The sequence below is a fragment of the Corynebacterium lehmanniae genome, assembly GCF_043161975.1.
Classification (GTDB): Bacteria; Actinomycetota; Actinomycetes; order Mycobacteriales; family Mycobacteriaceae; genus Corynebacterium; species Corynebacterium lehmanniae.
The window spans coordinates 1,236,418-1,257,632 of sequence record NZ_CP170998.1 but is presented as its reverse complement, the minus strand read 5'-3'; the positions used below and the strand labels follow the sequence as shown (position 1 = coordinate 1,257,632).

General features: G+C 64.9%; 26 protein-coding genes. 10 read left to right on the top strand and 16 right to left on the bottom strand.

Annotated elements, in window-relative coordinates:
- Window positions 1-58: 58 nt before the first annotated feature.
- On the top strand, window positions 59-1,351 hold the full coding sequence (gene glyA / locus ACF3NP_RS06015; protein ID WP_392399113.1) for a serine hydroxymethyltransferase: 1,293 nt from the start codon (window positions 59-61) through the stop codon (window positions 1,349-1,351).
- Here the strand turns inward: glyA and ACF3NP_RS06010 are convergent.
- A complete protein-coding gene (locus tag ACF3NP_RS06010; RefSeq protein ID WP_181888106.1) occupies window positions 1,348-1,749 on the bottom strand; it encodes a DUF5997 family protein in 402 nt (133 codons plus the stop codon). The two genes, glyA and ACF3NP_RS06010, sit on opposite strands and share 4 nt — an antisense overlap.
- 25 nt (window positions 1,750-1,774) lie before the next feature.
- Here ACF3NP_RS06010 and ACF3NP_RS06005 point away from each other — a divergent pair, with 25 nt between their 5' ends.
- The 3 genes from ACF3NP_RS06005 (at window position 1,775) to ACF3NP_RS05995 (ending at window position 3,633) form a co-directional block, all read left to right on the top strand.
- Window positions 1,775-2,353, top strand: coding sequence for a LysR family transcriptional regulator substrate-binding protein (locus ACF3NP_RS06005; protein ID WP_181888107.1), 579 nt, complete (start codon window positions 1,775-1,777; stop codon window positions 2,351-2,353).
- A gap of 53 nt (window positions 2,354-2,406) precedes the next feature.
- Window positions 2,407-2,988, top strand: a complete 582-nt coding sequence (locus ACF3NP_RS06000) for a hypothetical protein (RefSeq protein WP_181888108.1) — start codon at window positions 2,407-2,409, stop codon at window positions 2,986-2,988.
- A gap of 114 nt (window positions 2,989-3,102) precedes the next feature.
- Window positions 3,103-3,633 carry a GNAT family N-acetyltransferase gene (locus ACF3NP_RS05995; RefSeq protein WP_181888109.1) on the top strand — a complete coding sequence of 177 codons (531 nt, stop codon included), beginning with the start codon at window positions 3,103-3,105 and terminating at the stop codon, window positions 3,631-3,633.
- Between the two features lie 4 nt (window positions 3,634-3,637).
- Here the strand turns inward: ACF3NP_RS05995 and ACF3NP_RS05990 are convergent, their stop codons facing one another.
- The 4 genes from ACF3NP_RS05990 to ACF3NP_RS05975 all read right to left on the bottom strand — a co-directional run bounded on the left by ACF3NP_RS05990 (window position 3,638) and on the right by ACF3NP_RS05975 (window position 7,808).
- The gene (locus ACF3NP_RS05990) at window positions 3,638-5,197 is read right to left on the bottom strand and encodes an MDR family MFS transporter (protein ID WP_392399112.1); all 1,560 of its coding nucleotides are present in this window, start codon (window positions 5,195-5,197) and stop codon (window positions 3,638-3,640) included.
- The gene (locus ACF3NP_RS05985) at window positions 5,191-5,799 is read right to left on the bottom strand and encodes a TetR/AcrR family transcriptional regulator (protein ID WP_311389549.1); all 609 of its coding nucleotides are present in this window, start codon (window positions 5,797-5,799) and stop codon (window positions 5,191-5,193) included. Before ACF3NP_RS05985 ends, ACF3NP_RS05990 begins: the two co-directional genes overlap by 7 nt.
- A gap of 27 nt (window positions 5,800-5,826) precedes the next feature.
- Window positions 5,827-6,330 carry a hypothetical protein gene (locus ACF3NP_RS05980; protein WP_181888111.1) on the bottom strand — a complete coding sequence of 168 codons (504 nt, stop codon included), beginning with the start codon at window positions 6,328-6,330 and terminating at the stop codon, window positions 5,827-5,829.
- Between the two features lie 77 nt (window positions 6,331-6,407).
- Window positions 6,408-7,808, bottom strand: a complete 1,401-nt coding sequence (locus ACF3NP_RS05975) for a class II fumarate hydratase (RefSeq protein WP_392399111.1) — start codon at window positions 7,806-7,808, stop codon at window positions 6,408-6,410.
- Window positions 7,809-7,911: 103 nt separating this feature from the next.
- On the opposite strand from ACF3NP_RS05975, the gene ACF3NP_RS05970 reads away from it, so the two are divergent.
- Entirely contained in the window at window positions 7,912-8,604 is a 693-nt protein-coding gene (locus ACF3NP_RS05970; RefSeq protein ID WP_181888113.1) for a CPBP family intramembrane glutamic endopeptidase, read from the top strand.
- Between the two features lie 8 nt (window positions 8,605-8,612).
- On the opposite strand, the gene glpX is transcribed toward ACF3NP_RS05970, so the two are convergent.
- Entirely contained in the window at window positions 8,613-9,623 is a 1,011-nt protein-coding gene (gene glpX / locus ACF3NP_RS05965; RefSeq protein WP_181888114.1) for a class II fructose-bisphosphatase, read from the bottom strand.
- Window positions 9,624-9,745: 122 nt separating this feature from the next.
- On the opposite strand from glpX, the gene ACF3NP_RS05960 reads away from it, so the two are divergent.
- Window positions 9,746-10,327 carry a DUF4245 domain-containing protein gene (locus tag ACF3NP_RS05960; protein WP_392399110.1) on the top strand — a complete coding sequence of 194 codons (582 nt, stop codon included), beginning with the start codon at window positions 9,746-9,748 and terminating at the stop codon, window positions 10,325-10,327.
- Here the strand turns inward: ACF3NP_RS05960 and ACF3NP_RS05955 are convergent.
- Both ACF3NP_RS05955 and xseA read right to left on the bottom strand, forming a co-directional pair.
- On the bottom strand, window positions 10,293-10,556 hold the full coding sequence (locus ACF3NP_RS05955) for an exodeoxyribonuclease VII small subunit (protein ID WP_181888116.1): 264 nt from the start codon (window positions 10,554-10,556) through the stop codon (window positions 10,293-10,295). The genes ACF3NP_RS05960 and ACF3NP_RS05955 overlap by 35 nt on opposite strands.
- A gap of 10 nt (window positions 10,557-10,566) precedes the next feature.
- Window positions 10,567-11,808 carry an exodeoxyribonuclease VII large subunit gene (gene xseA / locus ACF3NP_RS05950; RefSeq protein ID WP_392399109.1) on the bottom strand — a complete coding sequence of 414 codons (1,242 nt, stop codon included), beginning with the start codon at window positions 11,806-11,808 and terminating at the stop codon, window positions 10,567-10,569.
- Between the two features lie 95 nt (window positions 11,809-11,903).
- Here xseA and ACF3NP_RS05945 point away from each other — a divergent pair, with 95 nt between their 5' ends.
- Window positions 11,904-12,881, top strand: coding sequence for a 4-hydroxy-3-methylbut-2-enyl diphosphate reductase (locus ACF3NP_RS05945; RefSeq protein WP_392399108.1), 978 nt, complete (start codon window positions 11,904-11,906; stop codon window positions 12,879-12,881).
- 16 nt (window positions 12,882-12,897) lie between these two features.
- On the opposite strand, the gene ACF3NP_RS05940 is transcribed toward ACF3NP_RS05945, so the two are convergent.
- Genes ACF3NP_RS05940 through ACF3NP_RS05930 form a run of 3 tightly spaced genes read right to left on the bottom strand, consistent with a single transcriptional unit; the run spans window position 12,898 to window position 16,053 of the window.
- Window positions 12,898-13,584: a DUF6542 domain-containing protein gene (locus ACF3NP_RS05940; RefSeq protein ID WP_392399107.1), complete on the bottom strand. Its 687-nt coding sequence runs from the start codon at window positions 13,582-13,584 to the stop codon at window positions 12,898-12,900.
- An 11-nt stretch (window positions 13,585-13,595) separates the two neighbouring features.
- A complete protein-coding gene (locus tag ACF3NP_RS05935) occupies window positions 13,596-14,642 on the bottom strand; it encodes a DNA recombination protein RmuC (protein WP_392399106.1) in 1,047 nt (348 codons plus the stop codon).
- Between the two features lie 31 nt (window positions 14,643-14,673).
- Window positions 14,674-16,053, bottom strand: coding sequence for an AI-2E family transporter (locus ACF3NP_RS05930; RefSeq protein ID WP_392399105.1), 1,380 nt, complete (start codon window positions 16,051-16,053; stop codon window positions 14,674-14,676).
- Between the two features lie 94 nt (window positions 16,054-16,147).
- Here ACF3NP_RS05930 and ychF point away from each other — a divergent pair, with 94 nt between their 5' ends.
- Complete coding sequence (ychF, locus tag ACF3NP_RS05925) at window positions 16,148-17,233, top strand: redox-regulated ATPase YchF (RefSeq protein WP_392399104.1); 1,086 nt, start codon at window positions 16,148-16,150, stop codon at window positions 17,231-17,233.
- Here the strand turns inward: ychF and ACF3NP_RS05920 are convergent, their stop codons facing one another.
- The gene (locus ACF3NP_RS05920; RefSeq protein ID WP_181888124.1) at window positions 17,234-17,584 is read right to left on the bottom strand and encodes a VOC family protein; all 351 of its coding nucleotides are present in this window, start codon (window positions 17,582-17,584) and stop codon (window positions 17,234-17,236) included.
- A gap of 332 nt (window positions 17,585-17,916) precedes the next feature.
- Between ACF3NP_RS05920 and ACF3NP_RS05915 the strand changes: the two genes are divergently transcribed.
- Entirely contained in the window at window positions 17,917-18,198 is a 282-nt protein-coding gene (locus tag ACF3NP_RS05915) for a type II toxin-antitoxin system RelE/ParE family toxin (RefSeq protein ID WP_005290974.1), read from the top strand.
- Between the two features lie 34 nt (window positions 18,199-18,232).
- Window positions 18,233-18,493 carry a HigA family addiction module antitoxin gene (locus ACF3NP_RS05910; protein ID WP_239306094.1) on the top strand — a complete coding sequence of 87 codons (261 nt, stop codon included), beginning with the start codon at window positions 18,233-18,235 and terminating at the stop codon, window positions 18,491-18,493.
- A gap of 13 nt (window positions 18,494-18,506) precedes the next feature.
- Here the strand turns inward: ACF3NP_RS05910 and ACF3NP_RS05905 are convergent, their stop codons facing one another.
- The 4 genes from ACF3NP_RS05905 to ACF3NP_RS05890 all read right to left on the bottom strand — a co-directional run bounded on the left by ACF3NP_RS05905 (window position 18,507) and on the right by ACF3NP_RS05890 (window position 21,205).
- Complete coding sequence (locus ACF3NP_RS05905) at window positions 18,507-19,097, bottom strand: putative glycolipid-binding domain-containing protein (RefSeq protein ID WP_392399103.1); 591 nt, start codon at window positions 19,095-19,097, stop codon at window positions 18,507-18,509.
- A gap of 48 nt (window positions 19,098-19,145) precedes the next feature.
- Window positions 19,146-19,589 (bottom strand): alternative ribosome rescue aminoacyl-tRNA hydrolase ArfB, encoded by a 444-nt coding sequence (arfB, locus tag ACF3NP_RS05900; protein WP_392399102.1) that lies wholly within the window; start codon window positions 19,587-19,589, stop codon window positions 19,146-19,148.
- Window positions 19,590-19,664: 75 nt separating this feature from the next.
- Complete coding sequence (gene relB / locus ACF3NP_RS05895) at window positions 19,665-19,874, bottom strand: type II toxin-antitoxin system RelB family antitoxin (RefSeq protein ID WP_392399101.1); 210 nt, start codon at window positions 19,872-19,874, stop codon at window positions 19,665-19,667.
- Window positions 19,875-19,876: 2 nt separating this feature from the next.
- Window positions 19,877-21,205 (bottom strand): hypothetical protein, encoded by a 1,329-nt coding sequence (locus ACF3NP_RS05890; RefSeq protein ID WP_311389534.1) that lies wholly within the window; start codon window positions 21,203-21,205, stop codon window positions 19,877-19,879.
- Window positions 21,206-21,215: the final 10 nt, after the last annotated feature.

The following is a 21,215-nucleotide window of genomic DNA, read 5'->3' as shown; positions in this document are numbered from 1 at the left end:
CGATTTTCCTATACTGCGAGAAGCCGTTGTCAACGCGAAAAGAAAGGACCCGGTCGACGTGTCTGAAGACCTCCGCTACCAGGATCTGGCCACCTACGACCCAGAGGTGCACGCCGCAATTGTGGACGAGCTGGCGCGCCAGCGCGACACGCTGGAGATGATCGCCTCCGAGAACTTCGTGCCGCGCTCCGTGCTGCAGGCGCAGGGCTCGGTGCTGACCAACAAGTACGCGGAGGGCTACCCGGGCCGCCGCTACTACGGCGGCTGCGAGCACGTGGACGTCATTGAGGACTTGGCGCGCGACCGCGCGAAGGAGGTCTTCGGCGCCCAGTACGCGAACGTGCAGCCGCACTCCGGCGCGCAGGCGAACGCCGCGGTGCTCATGGCGCTGGCGGAGCCGGGCGACACCATCTTGGGCCTGGACCTGGCGCATGGCGGCCACCTCACCCACGGCATGAAGATCAACTTCTCTGGCCGCCTGTACAACGTTGCGGCGTACCAGGTGGAGGAGGACACCCACCAGATCGACATGGCGAAGCTGCGCGAGCAGGCCCGCGAGGTCAAGCCGAAGGTGATCATCGCCGGCTGGTCCGCGTACCCGCGCCACGAGGACTTCGCGGAGTTCCGTTCCATCGCCGACGAGGTCGGCGCCTACCTGTGGGTGGACATGGCGCACTTCGCCGGCCTGGTCGCCGCCGGCCTGCACCCGAACCCGGTCCCGCACGCGCACGTGGTCTCCTCCACGGTGCACAAGACCCTGGGTGGCCCGCGCTCCGGTTTCATCCTCACCAACGACCTGGAGCTGCACAAGAAGCTCAACTCCGCGGTCTTCCCGGGCCAGCAGGGCGGCCCGCTGATGCACGTCGTTGCCGCGAAGGCGACCGCGTTCAAGATCGCGGGCACGGACGAATTCAAGGATCGTCAGAGCCGCACCCTCGCCGGCGCGAAGGTGTTGGCGGAGCGTTTGCTTGCCGACGACGCACGCGAGGCCGGTGTGTCCGTCGTCTCCGGCGGCACCGAGGTGCACCTCGTGCTGGTGGACCTGCGCAATTCGCCGATGGACGGCCAGCAGGCCGAGGACCTGCTGCACTCGGTGGGTATTACCGTCAACCGCAACGCCGTGCCTTTCGACCCGCGCCCGCCGAAGGTGACCTCGGGCCTGCGCATCGGCACCTCCGCGCTGGCCACCCGCGGCTTCGGCGAGGAGGACTTCCGCGAGGTCGCAGAGATTATCGCGGAGACCCTGATCAAGGGCGAAGCAGCCGACATCGACGCGCTGCGCGGCCGCGTTGAGGCCCTGGCGCGGAAGTACCCGCTCTACCCGGACCTCGAGGATTGGAAGATGCTCTAGTCCTTTTCGGCTTCTCCGGCGTCGGCGCTTGCGCCGTCGCCGCCGGCAACATCATGCCCGCGCTGCTCCGCGAGAGTGGCGCGGGCTTTTTGCAGCCACTCGGGCTGGTCGTCCAGCAGCGCGCGGATCTCGTCGGTGGTCATCGCCTGGTCCACGCCGGCGCTTTTCAGCGCGGTCACGGAAATGCCCAGCTTGCGGGCGACCTCGGGGCGCGGGTGTGGGCCGGAAAGGCGCAGCTCCTGCAGCCACTGCGGCGGGTTGTCCTGCAGGTCGCGCAGCTCGGCGTGGGTCACGGCGCCGTCCTGGAACTCCTGCGGGGTGGCGGGAAGGTAGATGCCCAGCTTCTTTGCGGCGGTTACCGGCTTCATGGCGATGCCGGAGGGGGTCTGATCAGTCATGGTCAAAACGGTAGCATTGACGGCCATGCTCACCATTGCCTTCGCCACCGGCACTGAGCCGGGGAAGTGGTTCCGCCGCTTCGAGGAACTCACCGGAAGCCGACTTGAGACGATGCCGGCGGATGATCCGTTCGTGCTCGTCGGCAAGCAAGCAACTGCAGCGCTCGTGCGGCTTCCGGACGAGCGCGTCACCGACGAGTACCACGTGGTGCGCCTCTACGAGGAGGCGGCCGGCGTCGCGGTGCCGAAGGATTCCGTCTACGCGGAGGTAGGGGAGGTTTCCCGCGCGGATCTCGCGGACGAGATTGTGAACTTTGACGGGCAATCGCCTATCGACGACCTCCGGTCCGCCCTGCAAGTCGTCGCCGCGAACGTCGGCGTGGCCTACGGGCCACTGCCGCTGTTGAAGAACCTCGCGCGCAAACAGATCAAAGCATTACCCCTTCTGGGGGAGGAACCGGCGACGCAGATCGCGCTCGTGTGGCGCAGGGCGGACGATTCGGACGCTGTGCAGGACTTTGTCGGTGTGACGAAGGGGCGCACGGTGCGTTCTTCGCGTGGAAATGCGCACCCCCGATCGGGTGCAAAGCGGACTCGACGTTAACGCAAAGTTCATAATGGACGGCGCACTTATTTCAAGAATGAAAGGTATTGATTATGTTTTCCCGTAAGATCGTCGCTTCCGCAGCTGCTCTGACCCTTGGCGCAACCGGCCTGGTTGCTTGCTCCAACGACGGCGAGGGTGAGCCGACCTCCACCGAGATCGTCTCGGAGACCGCTACCGAGACCGAGGTTGCCACCGAGACCGCTGGCGAGGCCGCGGATAACACCGACGCCGCTGCTGCTGGCGACGCTGAGGCTACCGAGGAGATCACCACCGCCGACGGCGCAACCGCGATGGTTCCGGCAGGCGTGAAGGCCGCTATGGACGAGTACGCTCAGCCGGAGTGGGGCGAGCCGATGGCAGTTGAGGAGACTGACGGCGGCTGGATCGTCACCTACGACAACGAGCACTACATCACCTGGAACGAGAACACCGGTGGTGCTCCGACCTGGGGCCAGATCGCTAACGAGTGGATCACCGACGTGCGTCTGGACCAGAAGTTGGGCTTCCCGGTCGCACCGGAGACCGAGAACGCCGACCAGTCGGGCTGGACCCAGGAGTTTGAGAACGGCACCATCGAGTGGACCCGCGGCGGCACCGAGGATGCCTTCACCGCAATCGTGACCGAGAAGTAAATCGGCGGCCTACCTCGCCTGATTCCAAGCGCCACTCCGCTGCGGCGGGGTGGCGCTTTTGCGTTGCTGGGCGAGTGTTTGCGCGCCCTCGCGGGGATCTGGACAATGGAGCGCATGCAAAAATCGGACTTTGCCATCCGGCCCATCCGACCGGAAGACTATCCGCAGGTACGCGCCATCTATGAGATGGGGCTGCAAACCGGAAACGCCTCCTGGGAAACCCAGGGGCAGACCTGGGAGCAGTTCTCCCGCAAGAAGATCATGGAGACCGTCTTCGTGGCGGTCGACGCCGCCGACGACACCAAAGTGCTCGGCTGGGTTGGCGCGGCGAAGGCGTCCACCCGCAGCGTGTTCCACGGCGTGGTAGAGGATTCGATCTACACCCATCCCGACGCCCGCGGACGCGGGATCGCCGGCGCGCTTTTGGACCACCTGATCCAGACCTGCATCAACTTGCACAAGTGGTCCATCCACTCCTGGATCTTCCCCGAAAACGAAGGATCCGCGGGACTGCACAAGTCCCGCGGATTTGAAAAGGTGGGCACGTTCCACAACATGGCGCAGATGGCCTACGGCGAGCGCCAGGGTGAGTGGCGCGACTGCGACATCTGGGAGCTGATTTTGCCGATGTCGCGCGAGCAGTGAGCTGCTAGCTCAAGTCCTCCTTGAGCGCTTCCTCGCGCACCGGCAGCAGGAGGACGAAGGCGACGATCGCCAGCGGCACCATGAGCAGGAACACGGGGGTAAGCCCGTCGTTGTAGCTGCTCAGCACCGCGTCCTTGATGGGATCCGGCAGCTGGGCGACAACGCCGGGGGTGAGGCTGTTCGCCCCGCCTTCCTGGAACTTCGCCGCGTACGCCTGGCCCTCCGGGCCCAGCTTGGCTAGCGCCTCCGGGAGGCGCTGCTCCAGGTGGTCGCGCATGTTGTGGATGAACAGCGAGCCTGCCAGGGACGCGCCGATGGACGAGCCGATCTGGCGGAAGAAGTTGTTCGTCGACGTCGCCGTTCCCACATGCTTGAGCGGGAACGAGTTCTGCACGATCAGCACCAGCACCTGCATGACCAGGCCCAGGCCGAAGCCGAAGATGAACATGTAGACGCCCAGCGTGGTCAGCGACGTGGTCACCTCGAGGCGAGAGAACAGGAACAGCCCCAGCGTGGTCACGAGCATGCCGACCAGCGGGTAGATCTTGTAGCGGCCGGTCCTGGAGATGATGAAGCCGACCGCCATGCCGGTGACGAGCATGCCGATGACCATCGGCAGCATCATCAGGCCCGCCTCGGTGGGGGTGAGCTGGTGGACCATCTGCAGGTAGGTGGGCAGGTACGCCAGGCCACTGGTCATGGCCAGGCCTAGCACCGTGCCGGCAAGCGTGGTCAGCACCATGTTGCGGTTTTTGAACAGGTCCATCGGGATCAGCGGGTTGGTGGCGCGCAGCTCCACAAACACGAATGCCACGGCGGCAACCAACGCGATAAGCGAGGTGGTGATGATCGTCGGGGAGGTCCACTCGTACTGGGTGCCGCCCCAGGTGGTGGTGAGGATCAGCGAGGCCGTGGCCACCACCATCAGTGTGGTGCCCAGGTAGTCGTAGTGCATGCCCTTTGCCGAGCCGCGGCGCAGGCGCAGCACGGCGGTGCACACGCACATGGCCAAAATACCCAGCGGGATGTTCATCCACAGTGCCCAGCGCCAGCCGGGCCCGTCGGTGAACCAGCCGCCGAGCACCGGGCCGAGCACCGAGGAGACGCCGAAGACGGCACCCATGACACCCATGTACTTGCCGCGCTCACGGGCGGGGACCACCTCGGCGATGATGGACTGCGAGTTCACCATCATTCCGCCTGCGCCCAGGCCCTGGATGGCGCGGCCGATGATCAAAAGCTCCATGGTGTGGGCGAAGCCGCCGAGGGCGGAGCCGACCACGAACAGGCCGATGCCGGTGATGTAGAGCCATTTGCGGCCCAGAATGTCGCCGAGTTTGCCGTTGATCGGCATGGCGATGGTCATAGTGACCAAAAACGCCGAGATGACCCAGCTCATGTGGTCCACGCCGCCGAGCTCGCCGACGATGGTGGGCAGGGCGGTGGCGAAAATCATCTGGCCCAGCGAGCTCATCAGCATGGTCAGCAGCAGGGCCGAGAACACCAGCCCCACGTTTGGCGGGGTGGCCTGAAGCGGATCGCGGTCCGCGCGGGTTTCTACCATTTCATCTCCTTTGCGTAGACGGTGAGATCGTGTGCGTTTGCCAGCAGTTGCTCGACGGGGTCGGCGCCCTCCGGAGGGTGCCACAGGTAGCGGCTGACCGCTCCCTGGAACAGCACGACGATGAAGTGCGTCTCGTCCTCCAGCGTCCCGGTGTGCCTGCGGTCTTCAGGGAAGCGTTCGAAGTGCGCGTAGACGGCGCGGCCGACCTCGGTGAGGAACCCGCGTTTGCGGGCGGCCTCGGCGTGCATCAGGCCGGGGTTGTTTTCCAGCAGCTCGCGGCGGCATTTCGCGGCCGGCCCGTCAAAGCGCCCCGGCTCCACTTTGATGGAGCGGATGACGAGCTCGAGCACATTGTCGCTTCGCGTCTGACGAATTGCGTCGAGCGCATCCTCGCTGAAGGCGAAGGGGAACGAGCCCAGGATCGCCTCGTCTTTGGAGTCGACGTAGTTGAAAAACGTGCGCCGGGAGATGCCTGCAGCCAGGCAGATGTCGTCGACGGTGACGTTGTCGTAGCCGTGAGCGCCCACAAGCCGGGCCGCCTCGTCGCGGATGCGTTGCAGCGTTTCGCGCCGCTTCTGCTCCCTGATTCCCTCATTTTGCACGGGGTGCAATATTACACCCGGTGCACATTATGGCAAGCCCGCTGAAAGTTCGCCTTCTACCAGCGCTTTTCCGTCCTCTAAGTAGGTCAGCTTCACAATGCCGGGCGTATGCTTCTCGACGTCCCAACGGCCCTGCCCGTCATTACAGCCCTTCGTCAACGGGATCGATTCGCCGCCTACACCGATCAGCGCCGTGCAGCCGGTGAGGGGGTAGGTCACCGAGGCGGTGCCGCCGCCGAAGGTCGCCACCGCGGGCCACGCCTTGACCTTTGCGTCATCTTCCAAGCTGTTCAGCGTTCCGGTGTAGGTGCCGGTGGGGGCCGAAGGGTCGTCGATAGGCGATTGCTGCTGCGCGGTGACCGTGACCGTTTCGGGGACGGTGCTTTCGGGCTCGGGGCGCGGGTTGGCGTACCAGTAGGCCGCCGCGAGCGCGACGCCGATGATAGCGACGATGAGCGCGAGCACCCCGCCGACGACCCACGGCTTGTTCGGGCCGCCCGCGGTGCGCAGCTCGGAGAAAGAATCAGGCATGGAAAAAGCCCCCAGCGAGTTAGTTGATGTGCTGGGGGCTGATTCTAGCTACGCGTTAGTTGCGGCCTAGTTGCGGCCTAGTTTCGGTCAGTGTTGGCCATGGACAGCACGTCGAGGCGCTTGTCCAGCTCCTCCTCGGTGAGCTTCTCGCCGTCCACGAAGCCGAGGTCGATGGTGGCCTGGTGGATGGTGATGCCCTCCTTGATCGCGTGCTTGGCAATCTTCGCGGCGTTTTCGTAGCCGATCGCGGAGTTGAGCGGGGTCACGATCGACGGGGAAGACTTGGCCAGGGTGCGCATGCGCTCTTCGTTGGGCTCGATGCCGTCGACAAGCTTGGTGGCGAACTGGCGGGCCGTGTTCGCCAGCAGGCGGGAGGACTCGAGGACGTTGCGCGCCATCATCGGGATGAACACGTTGAGCTCGAACTGGCCCTGGGTGCCGCCGAAGGCGACAGCAGCGTCGTTGCCGATGACCTGCGCGGAGACCTGGGTTGCGGTCTCGCACAGCACCGGGTTGACCTTGCCCGGCATGATGGAGGAACCCGGCTGCAGATCCGGCAGGTGGATCTCGCCGAAGCCGGCCAGCGGGCCGGAGCCCATCAGGCGGATGTCGTTGGCGATCTTGTACAGGGACACGGCCACGGTGCGCATCGCGCCGGAGAACTCGACCAGGCCGTCGCGGTTGGCCTGCGCCTCGAAGTGGTTCTCCGCCTCGGACAGCTGCTCGATGCCGGTGAGTTTCTTCAACTCCTCGGTGACCTTGCCGCCGAACTCCGCCGGGGTGTTGATGCCGGTGCCCACGGCGGTGCCGCCGATCGCGAGCTCGCCCAGGCGCTCCAGGGTGGCCTCGACGCGCGCGACGCCGAGCTCGATCTGGCGGGCGTAGCCGGAGAACTCCTGGCCCAGGGTCACCGGGGTGGCGTCCATGAGGTGGGTGCGGCCGGACTTGACCACCTCGTGCCACTCTTTCGCCTTCTTCTCCAGGGACTCCTGCAGCACCTTCAGCGCCGGGATCAGGTCGCTGGCCGCGGCCTCGGTGGCGGCGACGTGGGTGGCGGTGGGGAAGGTGTCGTTGGAGGACTGGCCCATGTTCACGTGGTCGTTCGGGTGGACCTCAACGCCGTTGGCCTTCGCGATGGAGGCGATGACCTCGTTGGTGTTCATGTTGGACGAGGTGCCGGAGCCGGTCTGGAACACATCGATGGGGAACTGCTCGTCGTGCTTGCCGTCCGCGATCTCCTTCGCGGCGGCGATGATGGCGTCGGCCTTCTCGGCGTCCAGGTTGCCCAGGTCCTTGTTCACCTGCGCGCACGCAGCCTTGAGCAGGCCGAGCGCGCGGATCTGCTGGGCTTCCAGGCCGCGGCCGGAGATGGGGAAGTTCTCCACAGCGCGCTGCGTCTGGGCGCGCCAGAGAGCGTCGACGGGCACCTTGACCTCGCCCATCGTGTCATGTTCGATGCGGTATTCCTGATCAGCCATCATTGTCCTTTACTTCTGTCGCGTGCACGCCGCGCGCGGTAGAGTGCGCGCGTGCCTTTCCACAGCACGATTATGCACCAACCGGACATGACGAGGAGACGAAATGCCCGAACCGCAGGCCATGGAGACCCCCACTTTGAGGGACGCGGGAGTTGCGGCCGCCGCGATGGGGGCGATGTACGTTCTGCTCCTCGGCCAGGGGCTGGTTTTGGTGCGCGCCGGTGTGTCCCGGACTGTGGCGCTGACGGTGCTGCCGGTTGCCGTGTTGGTCGCGTTGGCGGTGCCGACGGTGCTGCTCGTGCGCTACATGCGGCACCGCGGGCTCGAGCTCGCCTTCTCCCGGCTCGGGCGCCGGGGCTGGCACCTGCTGTGGCAGGCTCCGGCGGTGGTGCTCGGCTCTGCGGCAGCGACGTCGGTTGTCGCGCCGCTGTTCGGACTTGAGCCCCGCGGCGACTCCGCCAGCGAGACCCTCGCCCGGGACTTGGACAGCGCCGCGCCAGTGCTGCTTTTGCTGGTGGGCTACCTGCTCATCGGGCCGTTCATTGAGGAGATCGTGTTCCGCCGCGTCCTCATGAACTACTTCGACACGCTGATGCCCGCGGCGGCGAGCGTGCTGGCCACCGCGGCGATTTTCGGGGCGGCCCACATCGCGCCGCCGGCGATCGTGTTCACCTTCTTCGCCGGCATTGGCCTAGCGCTGGTGGCACGCTTCCACGGCACCATCACCGCCAGCTACATCGTGCACGTGGTGAACAACCTGCTGGCCAGCGCGGCGCTGATCGGCGCGTTGCTTTAGGCTGCGGCCTAGTTCTCCGGCTCGGTGTAGTCCACCACGGAGTAGTCCTGCAGCTTGGTCAGCTGGTGCTGGGACTCAATGAAGCGCACGGTGCCGGACTTCGAGCGCATCACCAGCGAGCGGGTGGTGGCACCGGACTTGCGGTAGGTCACGCCACGCAACATGTCGCCGTTGGTCACGCCGGTGGCGGCGAAGTAGCAGTTGTCGGAGGTGACCAGGTCGTTGATACCCAACACGCGGTCCAGGTCGTGACCGGCGGCGAGGACCTTCTCGCGCTCCTCGTCGCCTTGCGGGGCGAGCATGCCCTGGATCTCGCCGCCCAGGCACTTCAGAGCGCACGCCGTGACGACGCCCTCCGGGGTGCCGCCGATACCCATCGCAATGTCGATGGAGCTGGTGGCCTGTGCAGCGGCGATGGCGCCGGCGACGTCGCCGTCCATGATGAAGCGGACTTTGGCGCCGGCGGCGCGAATGTCGTCGACAAGCTGCTTGTGGCGCGGACGATCGAGCACGACCACCGTGATGTCGGCGGGGCGCACGCCCTTCGCCTCGGCGACCGACTTGATGTTCTCGGCGGTCGACTTCGTGATGTCGATCGCGCCGACCGCCTCTGGGCCGACGGCGATCTTGTTCATGTAGAACGCGTCCTGCGGGTTGAACATCGAGCCACGGTCCGCGGCGGCGATCACGGAGATCGCGTTCGGGCGGCCCTCGGCCATCAGGCGGGTGCCGTCGACTGGGTCGACGGCGATGTCCACGGCGGCGCCGCGGCCGGTGCCGACCTGCTCGCCGTTGAACAGCATCGGGGCCTCATCCTTTTCGCCCTCGCCGATGACGATCACGCCGTCCATCTCCACGGAGTTGATCATCTTGCGCATCGCGTTGACGGCGGCACCGTCGCCTTCGTTCTTCTGGCCGCGGCCGACCCAGCGGCCGGAGGCGAGCGCGGCGGCCTCGGTGACGCGCACCAGCTCCATCGCGAGATTGCGGTCGGGGTAAAGATCGGACTGTTCGGTCATGGGGAGGCCTTCCTAAACATGAATCACAAAAAGACCCCTCTATTGTGGCACTACCAATCGCACAATTGCCCGTTCTTCCCACCTTTAAGGGGGAAGCGGGGGCGCATGCCATACTGTTCGGCGTGGCTAGCAACAAAAAACCCCGCATCTTCCAGGACGGACGAGACATCGCGATCAACTCCGTGCTCATCATCGTGCTGATGGTCGTCGCTGTCGGCGCGACCGGGCTGTGCTCGTTTAACCCCGGCGCGCCCGAACAGGGGCCGGTCCAGGAGGTCGACGCGGAGACCTTCCTCGACTTGGAGGCGCGCGGCGTGGACTTCCCGGTGCGCTACCCGGAGATGCCGGAAGGTTGGGTCACCAACTCCGCGCGCCGCTCCATGCTCGGCGGCCAGCCGGCGCCGACCGTCGGCTGGATCACCCCGGACCGCGGCTTCATCCAGCTCACGCAGACCGGCGTCGACGCGGAGGAAGCTGCAAAGGGCGCGGACGAGAAGCCGCGCACCCTGGACCGCTCCGAGGAGATCGACGGCCGCAGCGTTGAGATCTACACCTCCGAGGAGAAGGACGTGCGCGACCTCTGGGTCGTCGACGCGGGTGACGCCCGCCTCGTGCTCACCGGCGCAGGGGAAGCCAGCGAGTTCGAGGAGCTGATCTCGACCGCGCTGGCTACTGCTCCGATTCAGGCTGCTGACGGGAACTGATCGCTTCTTCGACGCGCTTTGAGGCGCCGTCGAGAAGCACCTCGCACCGCTTCGCCAGCGCCTCGCCGCGCTCCCAGTACTTCAGTGACTCGTCCAGGCTCATCTGGCCCAGCTCGAGGATCTTCACGGTTTCGACCAGCTCGTCGCGGGCCTGCTCGTAGCTTAAGGTGGCCGGGTCCGGCAGCGCGTTGTCGTTGGCTTGGCCGGTGCCGAAAGCGTTCTCAGTCATGTTCGTGTTCCTAATCTGCTTGCGTGGTGGACATGGAGGCGGCGGTAATGGAGCCGTCGCCGACGCGGATGCGCAGCTGCGATCCGGGCGGGGACTGGTCGATGGAGGTGACAACTTCGGCGTCGGAGCCGTCGCGGGGCAGCACCTGCACCACGGCGTAGCCGCGGGCGAGCGTTGCCGACGGCCCTAGCGCGGAGACCTGGGCGCGCAAGCCCCGCACGTGCTGCGTTTCGCGCTGCAGCAGGTGGGACACGTCGCGGCGGATCAGGGCGGTGGCGCGCTCGATCTCCTCGCGGCGGCGGGTAATGGCCATCATCGGGTCGGCGAGGGCGGGGCGCGTGCGCACGGAAGCCAGGCCGTTTCGTTCGCGTTGGACCCATCCGCGCAGGGCAGCGGCCATGCGGGCGCGTGCTTCGTCGATAAGCAATCGCTCCTGCGCCACATCGGGGACCGCGCGCTTGGCTGCATCGGTGGGGGTGGCGGCGCGCACGTCCGCGACGTTGTCCAGCACCGGGTTGTCCGGCTCGTGGCCGATCGCGGAGATCACAGGGGTGCCAAGCTTTGCGACGGCACGCTGCAGCGCCTCCTCCGAAAACGGCAGGAGGTCCTCCACGGACCCGCCGCCGCGGGCGACGATGATCACGTCCACCTCGGGGTCCGCATCCAGCACCCCGAGCGCCTCGATCACCGCGGGCACGGTGGTCGGGCCCTGGACCGGGGTGTTAATGATCTCGAAGCGCACTTCCGGCCAGCGGCCTTGGGCCACGGTGACCACGTCGCGCTCGGCGGCGGAGCCGCGGCCGGTGATCAAACCGACCTTCGTGGGTAGGTAGGGAAGCGGTTTCTTGCGCGCGGGGTCGAACAGGCCCTCGGAGGCGAGCTGCTTGCGCAGCGCCTCGATGCGGGCCAGCAGCTCGCCCGCGCCCACGTGCCTGATCTCGGTCACGCGCATGGAAAACGTGCCGCGGCCCGGGTAGAAGGACGGTTTGCCCAGCACGACGACGCGGTCGCCGTCGTTAAGTGGCACCTGCATGCCCGTGAGCAGCGAGGTTTCCGCGGTGAGCTGGACGCTGGCCTGCTCCTGGGTGTCGCGCAGCGTGAGGTAGGAATACCGCCACGTGGGCTTGGTGTTGACCTGGGTGAGCTGGCCTTCGATCCACAGCCAGCCGAGGCGCTCGATCCAGCCCTTCACCGAGGTGTTGAGCTTGGACACCGACCACGGCTGCTCCGGCGAGCTCTTCGAATCTGCCACCGCATGCTCCTTTCCATTTGACTTCTGCCACGTTACCCGGCGAGCCGACACGGCCCGCCTATTGTTTTTGACGCTGATTAGTTAGGGTTGGTTCCATGACAGAACAGGGTAAAAAAGTCCTCCTCGCATCCCCCCGCGGCTACTGCGCCGGCGTCGACCGCGCCGTGGAGACCGTAGAGAAGGCCCTGGAGAAGTACGGCGCACCCGTCTACGTGCGCAAAGAGATCGTCCACAACAAGTACGTCGTGGAAACGCTGCAGGAACGCGGCGTGATCTTCGTCGACGAAACCGACGAGGTCCCCGAAGGTGCGCACCTGGTCTTCTCCGCCCACGGTGTCTCCCCGGCGGTGCGCGAGTCCGCCAAGGGGCGCAACCTGCTCACCCTCGACGCGTCGTGCCCGCTGGTGACCAAGGTGCACAACGAGGCCAAGCGCTTCGCCCGCGACGGCTACCACATCCTGCTCGTCGGCCACGAGGGCCATGAGGAGGTCGAGGGAACCGCCGGTGAGGCCCCGGAGATCACGCACCTTGTCGACGGTGTGGACGGCGTGGACCGCCTGCCCGACTTCCCGGACGACCAGAAGCTGGTGTGGCTGTCCCAGACCACCCTGTCGGTGGACGAGACGATGGTGATCGTGGACAAGCTCCACGAGCGCTACCCGAACCTGGAGAACCCGCCGAGCGACGACATCTGCTACGCCACCCAGAACCGCCAGGCCGCGGTCAAAGAGATCGCCCCGCGCTGCGAGCTGGTCATCGTGGTCGGCTCCCAGAACTCTTCGAACTCCCGCCGCCTGGTCGAGGTGGCGTTGGAAGCCGGCGCGCAGGCCTCCTACCTGGTGGACTACGCCTCCCAGATCGAGGACGAGTGGTTCGACGGAGTGAACACCGTCGGCGTGACCTCGGGCGCGTCCGTGCCGGAGATTCTGGTCAAGGAGCTGGTGGAGGAGCTCGGCCGCCGCGGTTACGCGGACGCGGAGGAAGTGACCACCACAGTGGAGACCATCACGTTCTCCCTGCCGCGCGATCTGCGCCTGCCGCGCCGCGAAACCCCGGCGGTGGCGCAGGGGTAGAACCCGGGGCTCGTTGTTAGCCCTTGTAGAGGTCCTCGCCGAGCCGGTCCGCAATCGAAGTGGAGCCGGATCGCGGGGACTTTTTCTGTGCCCGCTCGGTGCGCCCGGCGCGCTCGGTGCGCTTCACGCTGCGCTCAGAATCGGCGCGGCGCAGCAGCTCGTCCACTGACACTGCTTTGGCGCGCTCGCGCGCGCGGCGGCCTTCAGAATTCGTGCGGCGGTTGCTGCGGTTGATCCGGGTGCGCTCAGCGGTTTCGCGGCGCACCAGCTGTTCGTTGTGGCGCTTGATCAGGCGGATGCGCACAAACGCGATGATCACAGAGCCCAGCGTGACGGCGAACAGCACCGGAAACAGCTCCGTGACCGGGTAGAACACCAACAGCAGCGCAGCCTTGCCGGAGGAGCCGCCGGCCGCGATCTGGTCGCGCGACATCACCCAGCCGGCGACCACCACCGCGATCACGAACAGGATCGGCGCGCTGGCCACGTTGAGGAACAGCCCCCGCGGGTTGACCAGTGTGGCCACCACAATCACCGCGACGGCGTACAGGGCCAGAAACGGCCAGCCGATCACCCCGGTGGAAAGCGACAGCAGCACGCCGGTGAACAGCGCGGCGAAGATGATGCCAATGCCGGACCCCGTGGGCAACCCGTGAAACGTTGCGGACGGGGAGGTTGAGTTCCGGTGAGAGACATGCGACACGCCAGACGAGTCTACTCGCCGGTGTGCTCGGCAGCGTGCCGGGCACGCGAAGAAACCGGTTTCAATGCCGGGGCCTCGCCGCGCCGCGACGGCACCTGGGCCTCCTCCAGCTTGCGGGCGGTGACCATCACGCGCGAATCCATCGACGCGAGCGTGGCGTTGTAGGCCTCCACCGCCTTGTCCAACGACGAGCCGACCCGGTTGTAGTGCTCCGCCATGGTGGCCAAGCGCTGGTGCAGCTGCCCGCCTAAGCGCTGGATTTCCTTCGCGGCGTCGTTGAGCGATTCTTGGCGCCACCCCAGCGCCACGGTGCGCAGTAGCGCGAACAGGGTGGTGGGGGTGGCGATGACCACGTCGCGGGCGAAGGCGTAGTCCAACAGTTCGGGGTCGATGGAAAGTGCCGCGTCCAGGAACGGGTCCGCCGGCACGAACAGCACAACGAAGTCCGGGGTGGGCTGGAACGCTTCGATGTAGGACTTCGCAGACAACGTGTCCACGTGCGCGCGCACCAGGTGGGCGTGGCGGCGCATGAACGCCTGGCGCTCCTCCGGGTCCTCGGTGCCCAGCGCGTCCAGGTATGCCTGGAACGGCACCTTCGCGTCGACGACGATGCTTCTGCCCTGTGTGAGGCGGATGATCATGTCGGGGCGGACGCGGGAGCCGTCGATAAGCATGTGCTCCTGGGTGTCAAAATCGACGTGCTCGAGCATGCCGCCGAGCTCAACTACCCGCTCGAGCTGGATTTCGCCCCAGCGGCCGCGGGTCTGCGGGGAGCGCAGGGCGGTGATGAGCTGGTCGGTGCGGTCGCCCAGGCGTGCCGACGTGCGCCCGATCGCCTGCACCTGGCCCGCAAGCGAGGATGCGGAGACCGCCTGCTGCTTGTCCATCTCGTCGAGCTGTTCGCGCATGTCCTTCAGCGCGCGGGCGACGGGGCGTAGGTCCTGCGGGGGCTGTTGCGGGGTGGCGCGGCGCATCCAGGCGGCGCCGGTGAACACGCCGGCGATGAAGCCCGCGAGCAGGCCGGTGGCGAGGAGCAAGAGCACGGTGGCGGTCGACATAGCTGGCAGTCAACCACACCTGCCAGACACGCTAGCGTTCGGGTTCGCTCATATGTTCGCTTGGGGTGTCTTTGCTGCTGTCGCCCGACTGCCACCCACGCAACCGCTCGAGGCCGCTGTCGCGCAGCTTCCGCAGGCTGGAGGTGCCGAAGCGCTCGGTCTTCTCGTCGGCCTCCTCGTCGGCGACGGGGGCGTTGACCCATTCGCGCTCGCCGCGCCACTCCTGGCGTTTGTGCACGGACTCTGCCTCGACGATCTCCGCGATGACCCGGCCCTCGTCGGTGGTGAATTCGATGTCATCTGCGCCCAGCTCGCCGGCGTTGATGCGCAGCACCTCCAGCAGGTAGCGGTACACCACCGCGACCATCGCGGCGGTCGGCACGGCAAGGAAGCCGCCGACAAGGCCGAACAGCGTGCCACCGACCGTGACCGAAACCAGCACGATCACCGGGTGCAGGTTCATCGCCCGCGACTGCAGCATGGGGGAGAGGACGTTGCCCTCCAGCTGCTGGGTGGCCAGCACGATCGCCAGCACGATCAGCGCCTTGGTGAACCCGAGGGTGACCAGAGCGATCAGCACCGCCAGCGCGCCCGCGACCACGGCGCCGACGATCGGGATGAAGCCCGCCATGAACGTGATCAGCGCGAGCGTGAACGCCATCGGCACGCCCACGATCGCGATACCGGTGCCGATGACGATCGCGTCCACCAGCGAGCACACCGCCTGCGCGCGGATGAACCCGGACAGGGTGTTCCAGGCGCGGGTGAGCAGCTCCGTCAGGTACAGGCCGGTGCGGCCGCCGGTGGCGGAGCGCAGCCACGGCAGGAAGCGGTGCCCGTCTTTGAGAAAGAAGAAGGTGAGCACGAACAGCACCATCAGCGTCACCGACAGCCCGGCGGCGGTGTTGATGCCGGAGAACACCCCGCCGGCGATCGCGCCCGCCTGGTTCTGGATCCACCGCTGGATCTCGTTGACGCCCTCGTTGATGTTTTCTGGGTCCATGTTCAGCGGAGGGCCCTGCGCCCATAGCTGAAGGCGCTGAATGCCCTCGAACGCCTGGATGTACAGCAGGCGAGACTGGCCCACGATGTCCGGGGCGATCAACATGCCGATAAATGCCAGCACCCCGAAGAACAACAGCATCGTCAACAGGGCGGCGAGGCCGGAGGGGACCCTTTGGCGTCGTAAAGCAGCTGCGATTGGGGCGAGCACGGTGCACACGATGAGCGCGATGACGACCGGCAAAACACCGGCCCAAAACGTGCCGATAAGCTGGCCCACCGCGTACAAAAACACCGCGATGACCAGGATGCGCAGCGTGAATTTCGCCGCGGAAGCGATCCAGTCGTTGAACACAACGTTGCGGTCCACGCGGTCGTCGCGCACGGCGGTCTGGATCGGTTCACTCACGCGCACCATTATGCCCCATTGCATTTTGCTTTGCGACGGCCCACCTCACGGCCCCCTCCGAACCCCGCGCAAGCCTCCGCTAGGATGTTGCGACGTGAGCCTTACTCTTGGAATTGTCGGTCTGCCCAACGTTGGCAAGTCCACCCTGTTTAACGCCCTGACGCGCAACGAGGTGCTTGCCGCGAACTACCCGTTCGCCACCATCGAGCCCAACGTGGGCCTGGTGGAGCTGCCGGATCCGCGCCTGGACCGGCTGGCGGAGATCTTCGACTCGGAGCGCGTGCTGCCCGCTACCGTGTCCTTCGTGGACATCGCCGGCATTGTCAAGGGCGCCTCCGAAGGCGAAGGCATGGGCAACGCGTTTCTGGCCAACATCCGCGAGGCGGACGCGATCTGCCAGGTCGTGCGCGCGTTTTCCGACGACAACGTCATCCACGTCGACGGCAAAGTCGACCCGTCCTCGGACATCGAGGTCATCAACACCGAGCTGATTCTCGCCGACCTGCAGACCATTGAAAAGGCCCTGCCGCGCCTGGAAAAGGACGGCCGCAAGGACAAGGACATCGCCGCCCAGGCCGAGGAAGCCAAGAAGGCCCAGGCCGTGCTCGAAGACGGCCGCACCCTCTTCGCCGCCTCCAAGGGCGGGGAAGTGGACCTTGCGCTGCTGCACCACCTGCACCTGATGACCGCGAAGCCGTTCCTCTACGTGTTCAACTCCGACGAGGACGTGCTCACCGACGACGCGCGCAAGCAGGAGCTGCGCGACCTGGTCGCCCCCGCCGAGGCCGTCTTCCTGGACGCCCAGACCGAGACCGAGCTTTTGGAGCTTGACGACGAAGACGCCGCCGAGCTCCTCGCCGCCGTCGGCCAAGACGAACCGGGCCTGCAAACCCTGGCCAAGGCCGGCTTCGACACCCTCGGCCTGCAGACCTACCTCACCGCCGGCCCGAAGGAGGCCCGCGCCTGGACGATCCGCAAGGGCGACACCGCCCCGAAGGCCGCCGGCGTGATCCACTCCGACTTTGAAAAGGGCTTCATCAAGGCCGAGATCGTCGGCTTCGACGACCTGGACGCGGCCGGCTCAATGGCCGAGGCCCGCGCCGCCGGCAAGGTCCGCCAGGAAGGCAAGGATTACGTCATGGTCGACGGTGACGTCGTCGAGTTCAAGTTCAACGTGTAACTAGGCCTCGGGGCTGCCCACGCAGAACTCGTTGCCTTCCGGATCCTGCATCACGGTCCATACGAGTCCTGGCGCCTCGTGGGTGGTGAGTTCGGTAGCGCCCAAGTCTGTGAGGCGCTCCACTAAGGTTTCGCGTTCCGCCCCGCCAACGTCGATATGCATGCGGTTCTTGCCAGGCGTGGGATCCTCGACGCGCTGAAACCCTAGCGCTGGAGTCGAATCAACCATCACGAAATCGCCGTAATCCGCGGCGATTTCGCAGCCGGCTGCGGCTGACCAGAACTCGGCGAGCCTAGACGGATCGTGACAGTCGAAGGTAATTTGCCGGATAGTGAGGTTCGGGTCGCTCATGAGCATCATTATGGGGGCGGGGCTTAGAAAGTGCAGCCTGGTCTCCAGGCGGGGACTCAGCCTTCCGGCGTAGTGGAGCGTTTTGAATCGCGAGGGTCACTCCCGCGAGAGCGTAAGAACTCGATGTCGTAGCCTGTTTCGGCTTCGGCGACCCAAGCATCAACCTGATCTTCACTGATCGGCTTCCCGTTTATTGTCTTCACGGAAGTCACCGTAATGCGGGGCTTGCGACGGTGTGGTTGCGTAAAGTGGCTGTGCATTTGCATTCGGGTGAGCACAAACTTAACGTTGTGCGTTATTGACGCTTCGCGTTATGGGGGATAGGGTGAGACATGATCCAGTCATTCGCTGACAAGGACACTGAGCGTCTGTGGAATCGAGAGCGGGTTCGCTCGATCGATTCCCGCATTCACTCAGTAGCGCTGCGCAAGCTTCGCCAGCTTGGGTACGCGCAGACGCTCGATGAGTTACGGATTCCTCCGGGAAACCGGCTCGAGGCCTTGAAAGGTGACCGGCGGGGTCAGTTCAGCATTCGAATCAACGACCAGTGGCGGATCTGTTTTCGGTGGTCCGCCGCGGGGCCAGAGGAGGTTGAGATCGTTGACTACCACTGACAAGCTCCCTCCGGTTCACCCGGGTGAGATCCTTATGGAGGACTTTCTCAAGGAAATGGAGATCACCCAGCACAAGCTGGCCGTCTCCATCGGCGTTCCGCCCCGCCGGATCAACGAAATTGTTCACGGTAAGCGCGCTGTAACGGCTGACACGGCCCTTCGTCTAGCGAAGTTTTTCGAGATGAGCCCCCAATTCTGGCTCGGGTTACAGGCCCAGTACGACCTGGATGTGGCAGAAGACAAAATCCTGGCGGAAATCGAACGGATTCAGCCGTTCCAGGCTGCCTCGGCGTAGCAGGTCAGCGACTCTAAATGCGTCGAGCCATGTCGGGGTAGTAGACGACAACCCCATCTTCGTCGACTTCGAGCTCTACATCGACTCCTCGTGTTCCGCTTGCGTAGCGAACTTTGTGTGAGTCGATTGAACTGTAGTACTGATCCGAGGCGATCACCTGGAGGGAAGGCATATCAATCCAGGCCATGATGAGCGGAGTCTTGGAGACATCTTCTTCGAGCAACCCGAGGCGCCGGATGGGCATCGTGTTTGTCAATGGGCATAGTCCGAGATCACAGTCCAGTGCAGTTTCAAGATCAGCTGGTTGCACAATGCCAGGGGATGGGAGACCGTTCGGCTGGGTACCCGATTCTTTAGTAGTCGATGTCCACTCGCCATCTTTGGTCCGTGTGAGCTCAAGGTGGCGCTCCCAACCGTCGCCCACGACGTTGACCTCCACGTTTTGGGTTACCCAGTTCTCTACAGCACTCAGTTCCCAGCTGGCTTCGTACCCTTCCCCGACCTGGGTACCGCTAGCCGTCAAGCCAGTTCGGTGAAACTGCACTCGGGCCTCGTTCTGGATTGAGGGGTTGTCTACGTGGTGCCATGTGTAAGTCTGTTCCATGCGCCGAAGCCTACTGGCCCAGGGCGCTTGTGGTCGATGGCGACAGCTCTAGGGAATCTGAGGACGCTTCCTCGTGGACTTCAACTCCGAGCGACGCATCTTCGCTTCTCGACGGCGCCGCACCGAGCCCCTGGTCGGCTTCGTCTTGCGCCGCGGGGGAGGCGGCGGGGCGAGCGCCTCGCGCAACAGGGCAGCCAAACGCTCGCGCGCCTCGGCGCGGTTGCGGACCTGCGAGCGTTGGTTCGATGCGGCCACGGTGAGGACGGTGCCGTCCAGCCGGTGTTCGAGGTTGGTGAGGGCGCGGCGGCGTTGGGCGTCGGTAAGCGATGCGCACGCAGCGATATCGAGGGAGAGCTGCACTTTGCTGTCGGTGGTGTTGACACCCTGGCCGCCCGGGCCCGACGCCTTCGCGAACCGCTCCGTCAGGTCGGCGGCCGCGATGACCACGCCGTCGGGGATCCCCGGGCCGGGCGCGATGGTCAGGTCGTTCATGCCGACCACCCTACGTCCTTGCCCCCTGAGTCAATCAACCTAGACTGCAGCTCCAAACAAGCTTCCGATTCTCGATCACCCCAACTCACGACAAATCTCGTCCGCGGTGAACCTCTCACCGGAGTCGAACTCGAGGGCGGCACGAAGTTCTTCAACATCTTGGAGGTCTTCGACCTTTTCCATGATGGCGGATCGAGCGAATTCGGAAACAGTCATGCCTTCGGAACGCGCAAATTCGGATAGGAGCGTTGCTTCCTCGTTACTCAATCGGATCTTCAGGAACACTTTTACGCCTTCGGCTTTTTCTCGTCTCGGCCCAAGCGGAAGCCACGCCGCTTCGAGCGGGATTCAGTTTCAGCATGGTCTTCGTCAGAGGCTTGCTCGATTGCTTCTTGCGCTTCTTTTGCCCGTCGCGCTTCGATCTCTGCGGCCTTTGCAAGCAGCCGGTCTTCGTTCATGTCGCGAATCTTCTCGGTCGCCTTCTGGGCCTGGTCTACCGCGGACCGCCGGGCGCGATTCGCAGCATCGACCGTGCCTCCCGCTAGAGACATCACAGATTGGCGCCACCCCTGGACTTGGAGCTGCTCTGCTTCCTCCACGCTTAGGCGTAAATGCTGAGCAAATGCGCTGATGTTGTCGTGAATACTGTTCGCATGTGCAGTGATGTGGCGTGCGCGAAGCGGGTTAGTCACCCAAACCTGATTGCTCAGCTTCGCTGCGTCGCGGACAGCTGAATCCATCTCGAGCAAACGGCGGGTCGTTGACCCCAATCGAGCCTTTCGTGCTTCGACGATTCCTTCACGGTGGGAGTCCAGCTGGGCGGGCTCAAACTCGTTCACGTGAGCGAGTTCAAGGACGTACATCCTGTCGTGGAGATAGATGCTCCGTGCAGCTACGCCCAGCCAAATCGAGAGATCGTCTTTCAAACCGGCAAGAAGCGTTTCGAGTTTCTTTGAGTTGTTTTTGTGCTTCCGGAGCTGATCAACCGCGTCATCAAGTTGTTCGATCGCGTAAGACTCGATGCTGTTCAGTGCTGATCCGAGGTGGTCAACCTTCGACCAAGTGGTTGCGGACACGCTGCTGCTGCGCCGGTAGAGTTCGTCAGCTTCCTCAATCGTGTACTGGATGCCGCCAAGTTGAGCTAGCGCATTAATCTTGCGCTGCCGAAGGAGGTCATCGAGTTTCTCATCGATAACCTCCAGGTACTCCTTGATTTCCGCGATTGCTGCCTCAATTGCAGCCTGCGCGGCGATGCCGGCGGCAGTCGAGGCCATGACTGGAGAGAACTTCACCTCTTGGAAAGACGTGTGTTTGAAGAACTGGCTTGGGTTGTCAGCGAGCCCAAGATCGCTTCGACGCAGGACTCCTGGCACCGGTCCCGTTGACGTGCGGTGCTGAAGTAGCGCTGCAGTTTCGTCTGTCGCTTTGTAGTACTTGCCGGACTTGAACTTACGGTTGGAGATCGTGCTCAGCACATTGTTCGCGCGGAAAAGCACTTGCGGTGACATTGGCTCAAACGCGGGCGAGGAAGAGGCCGGGAAGCTGTCGTCCTCGCTCAGGATCAGCAGGCCTTCGCTGTCCGCCAAGAAAGCCAGTTCTTTACTTTCAGTCTCCATACACAGAAAC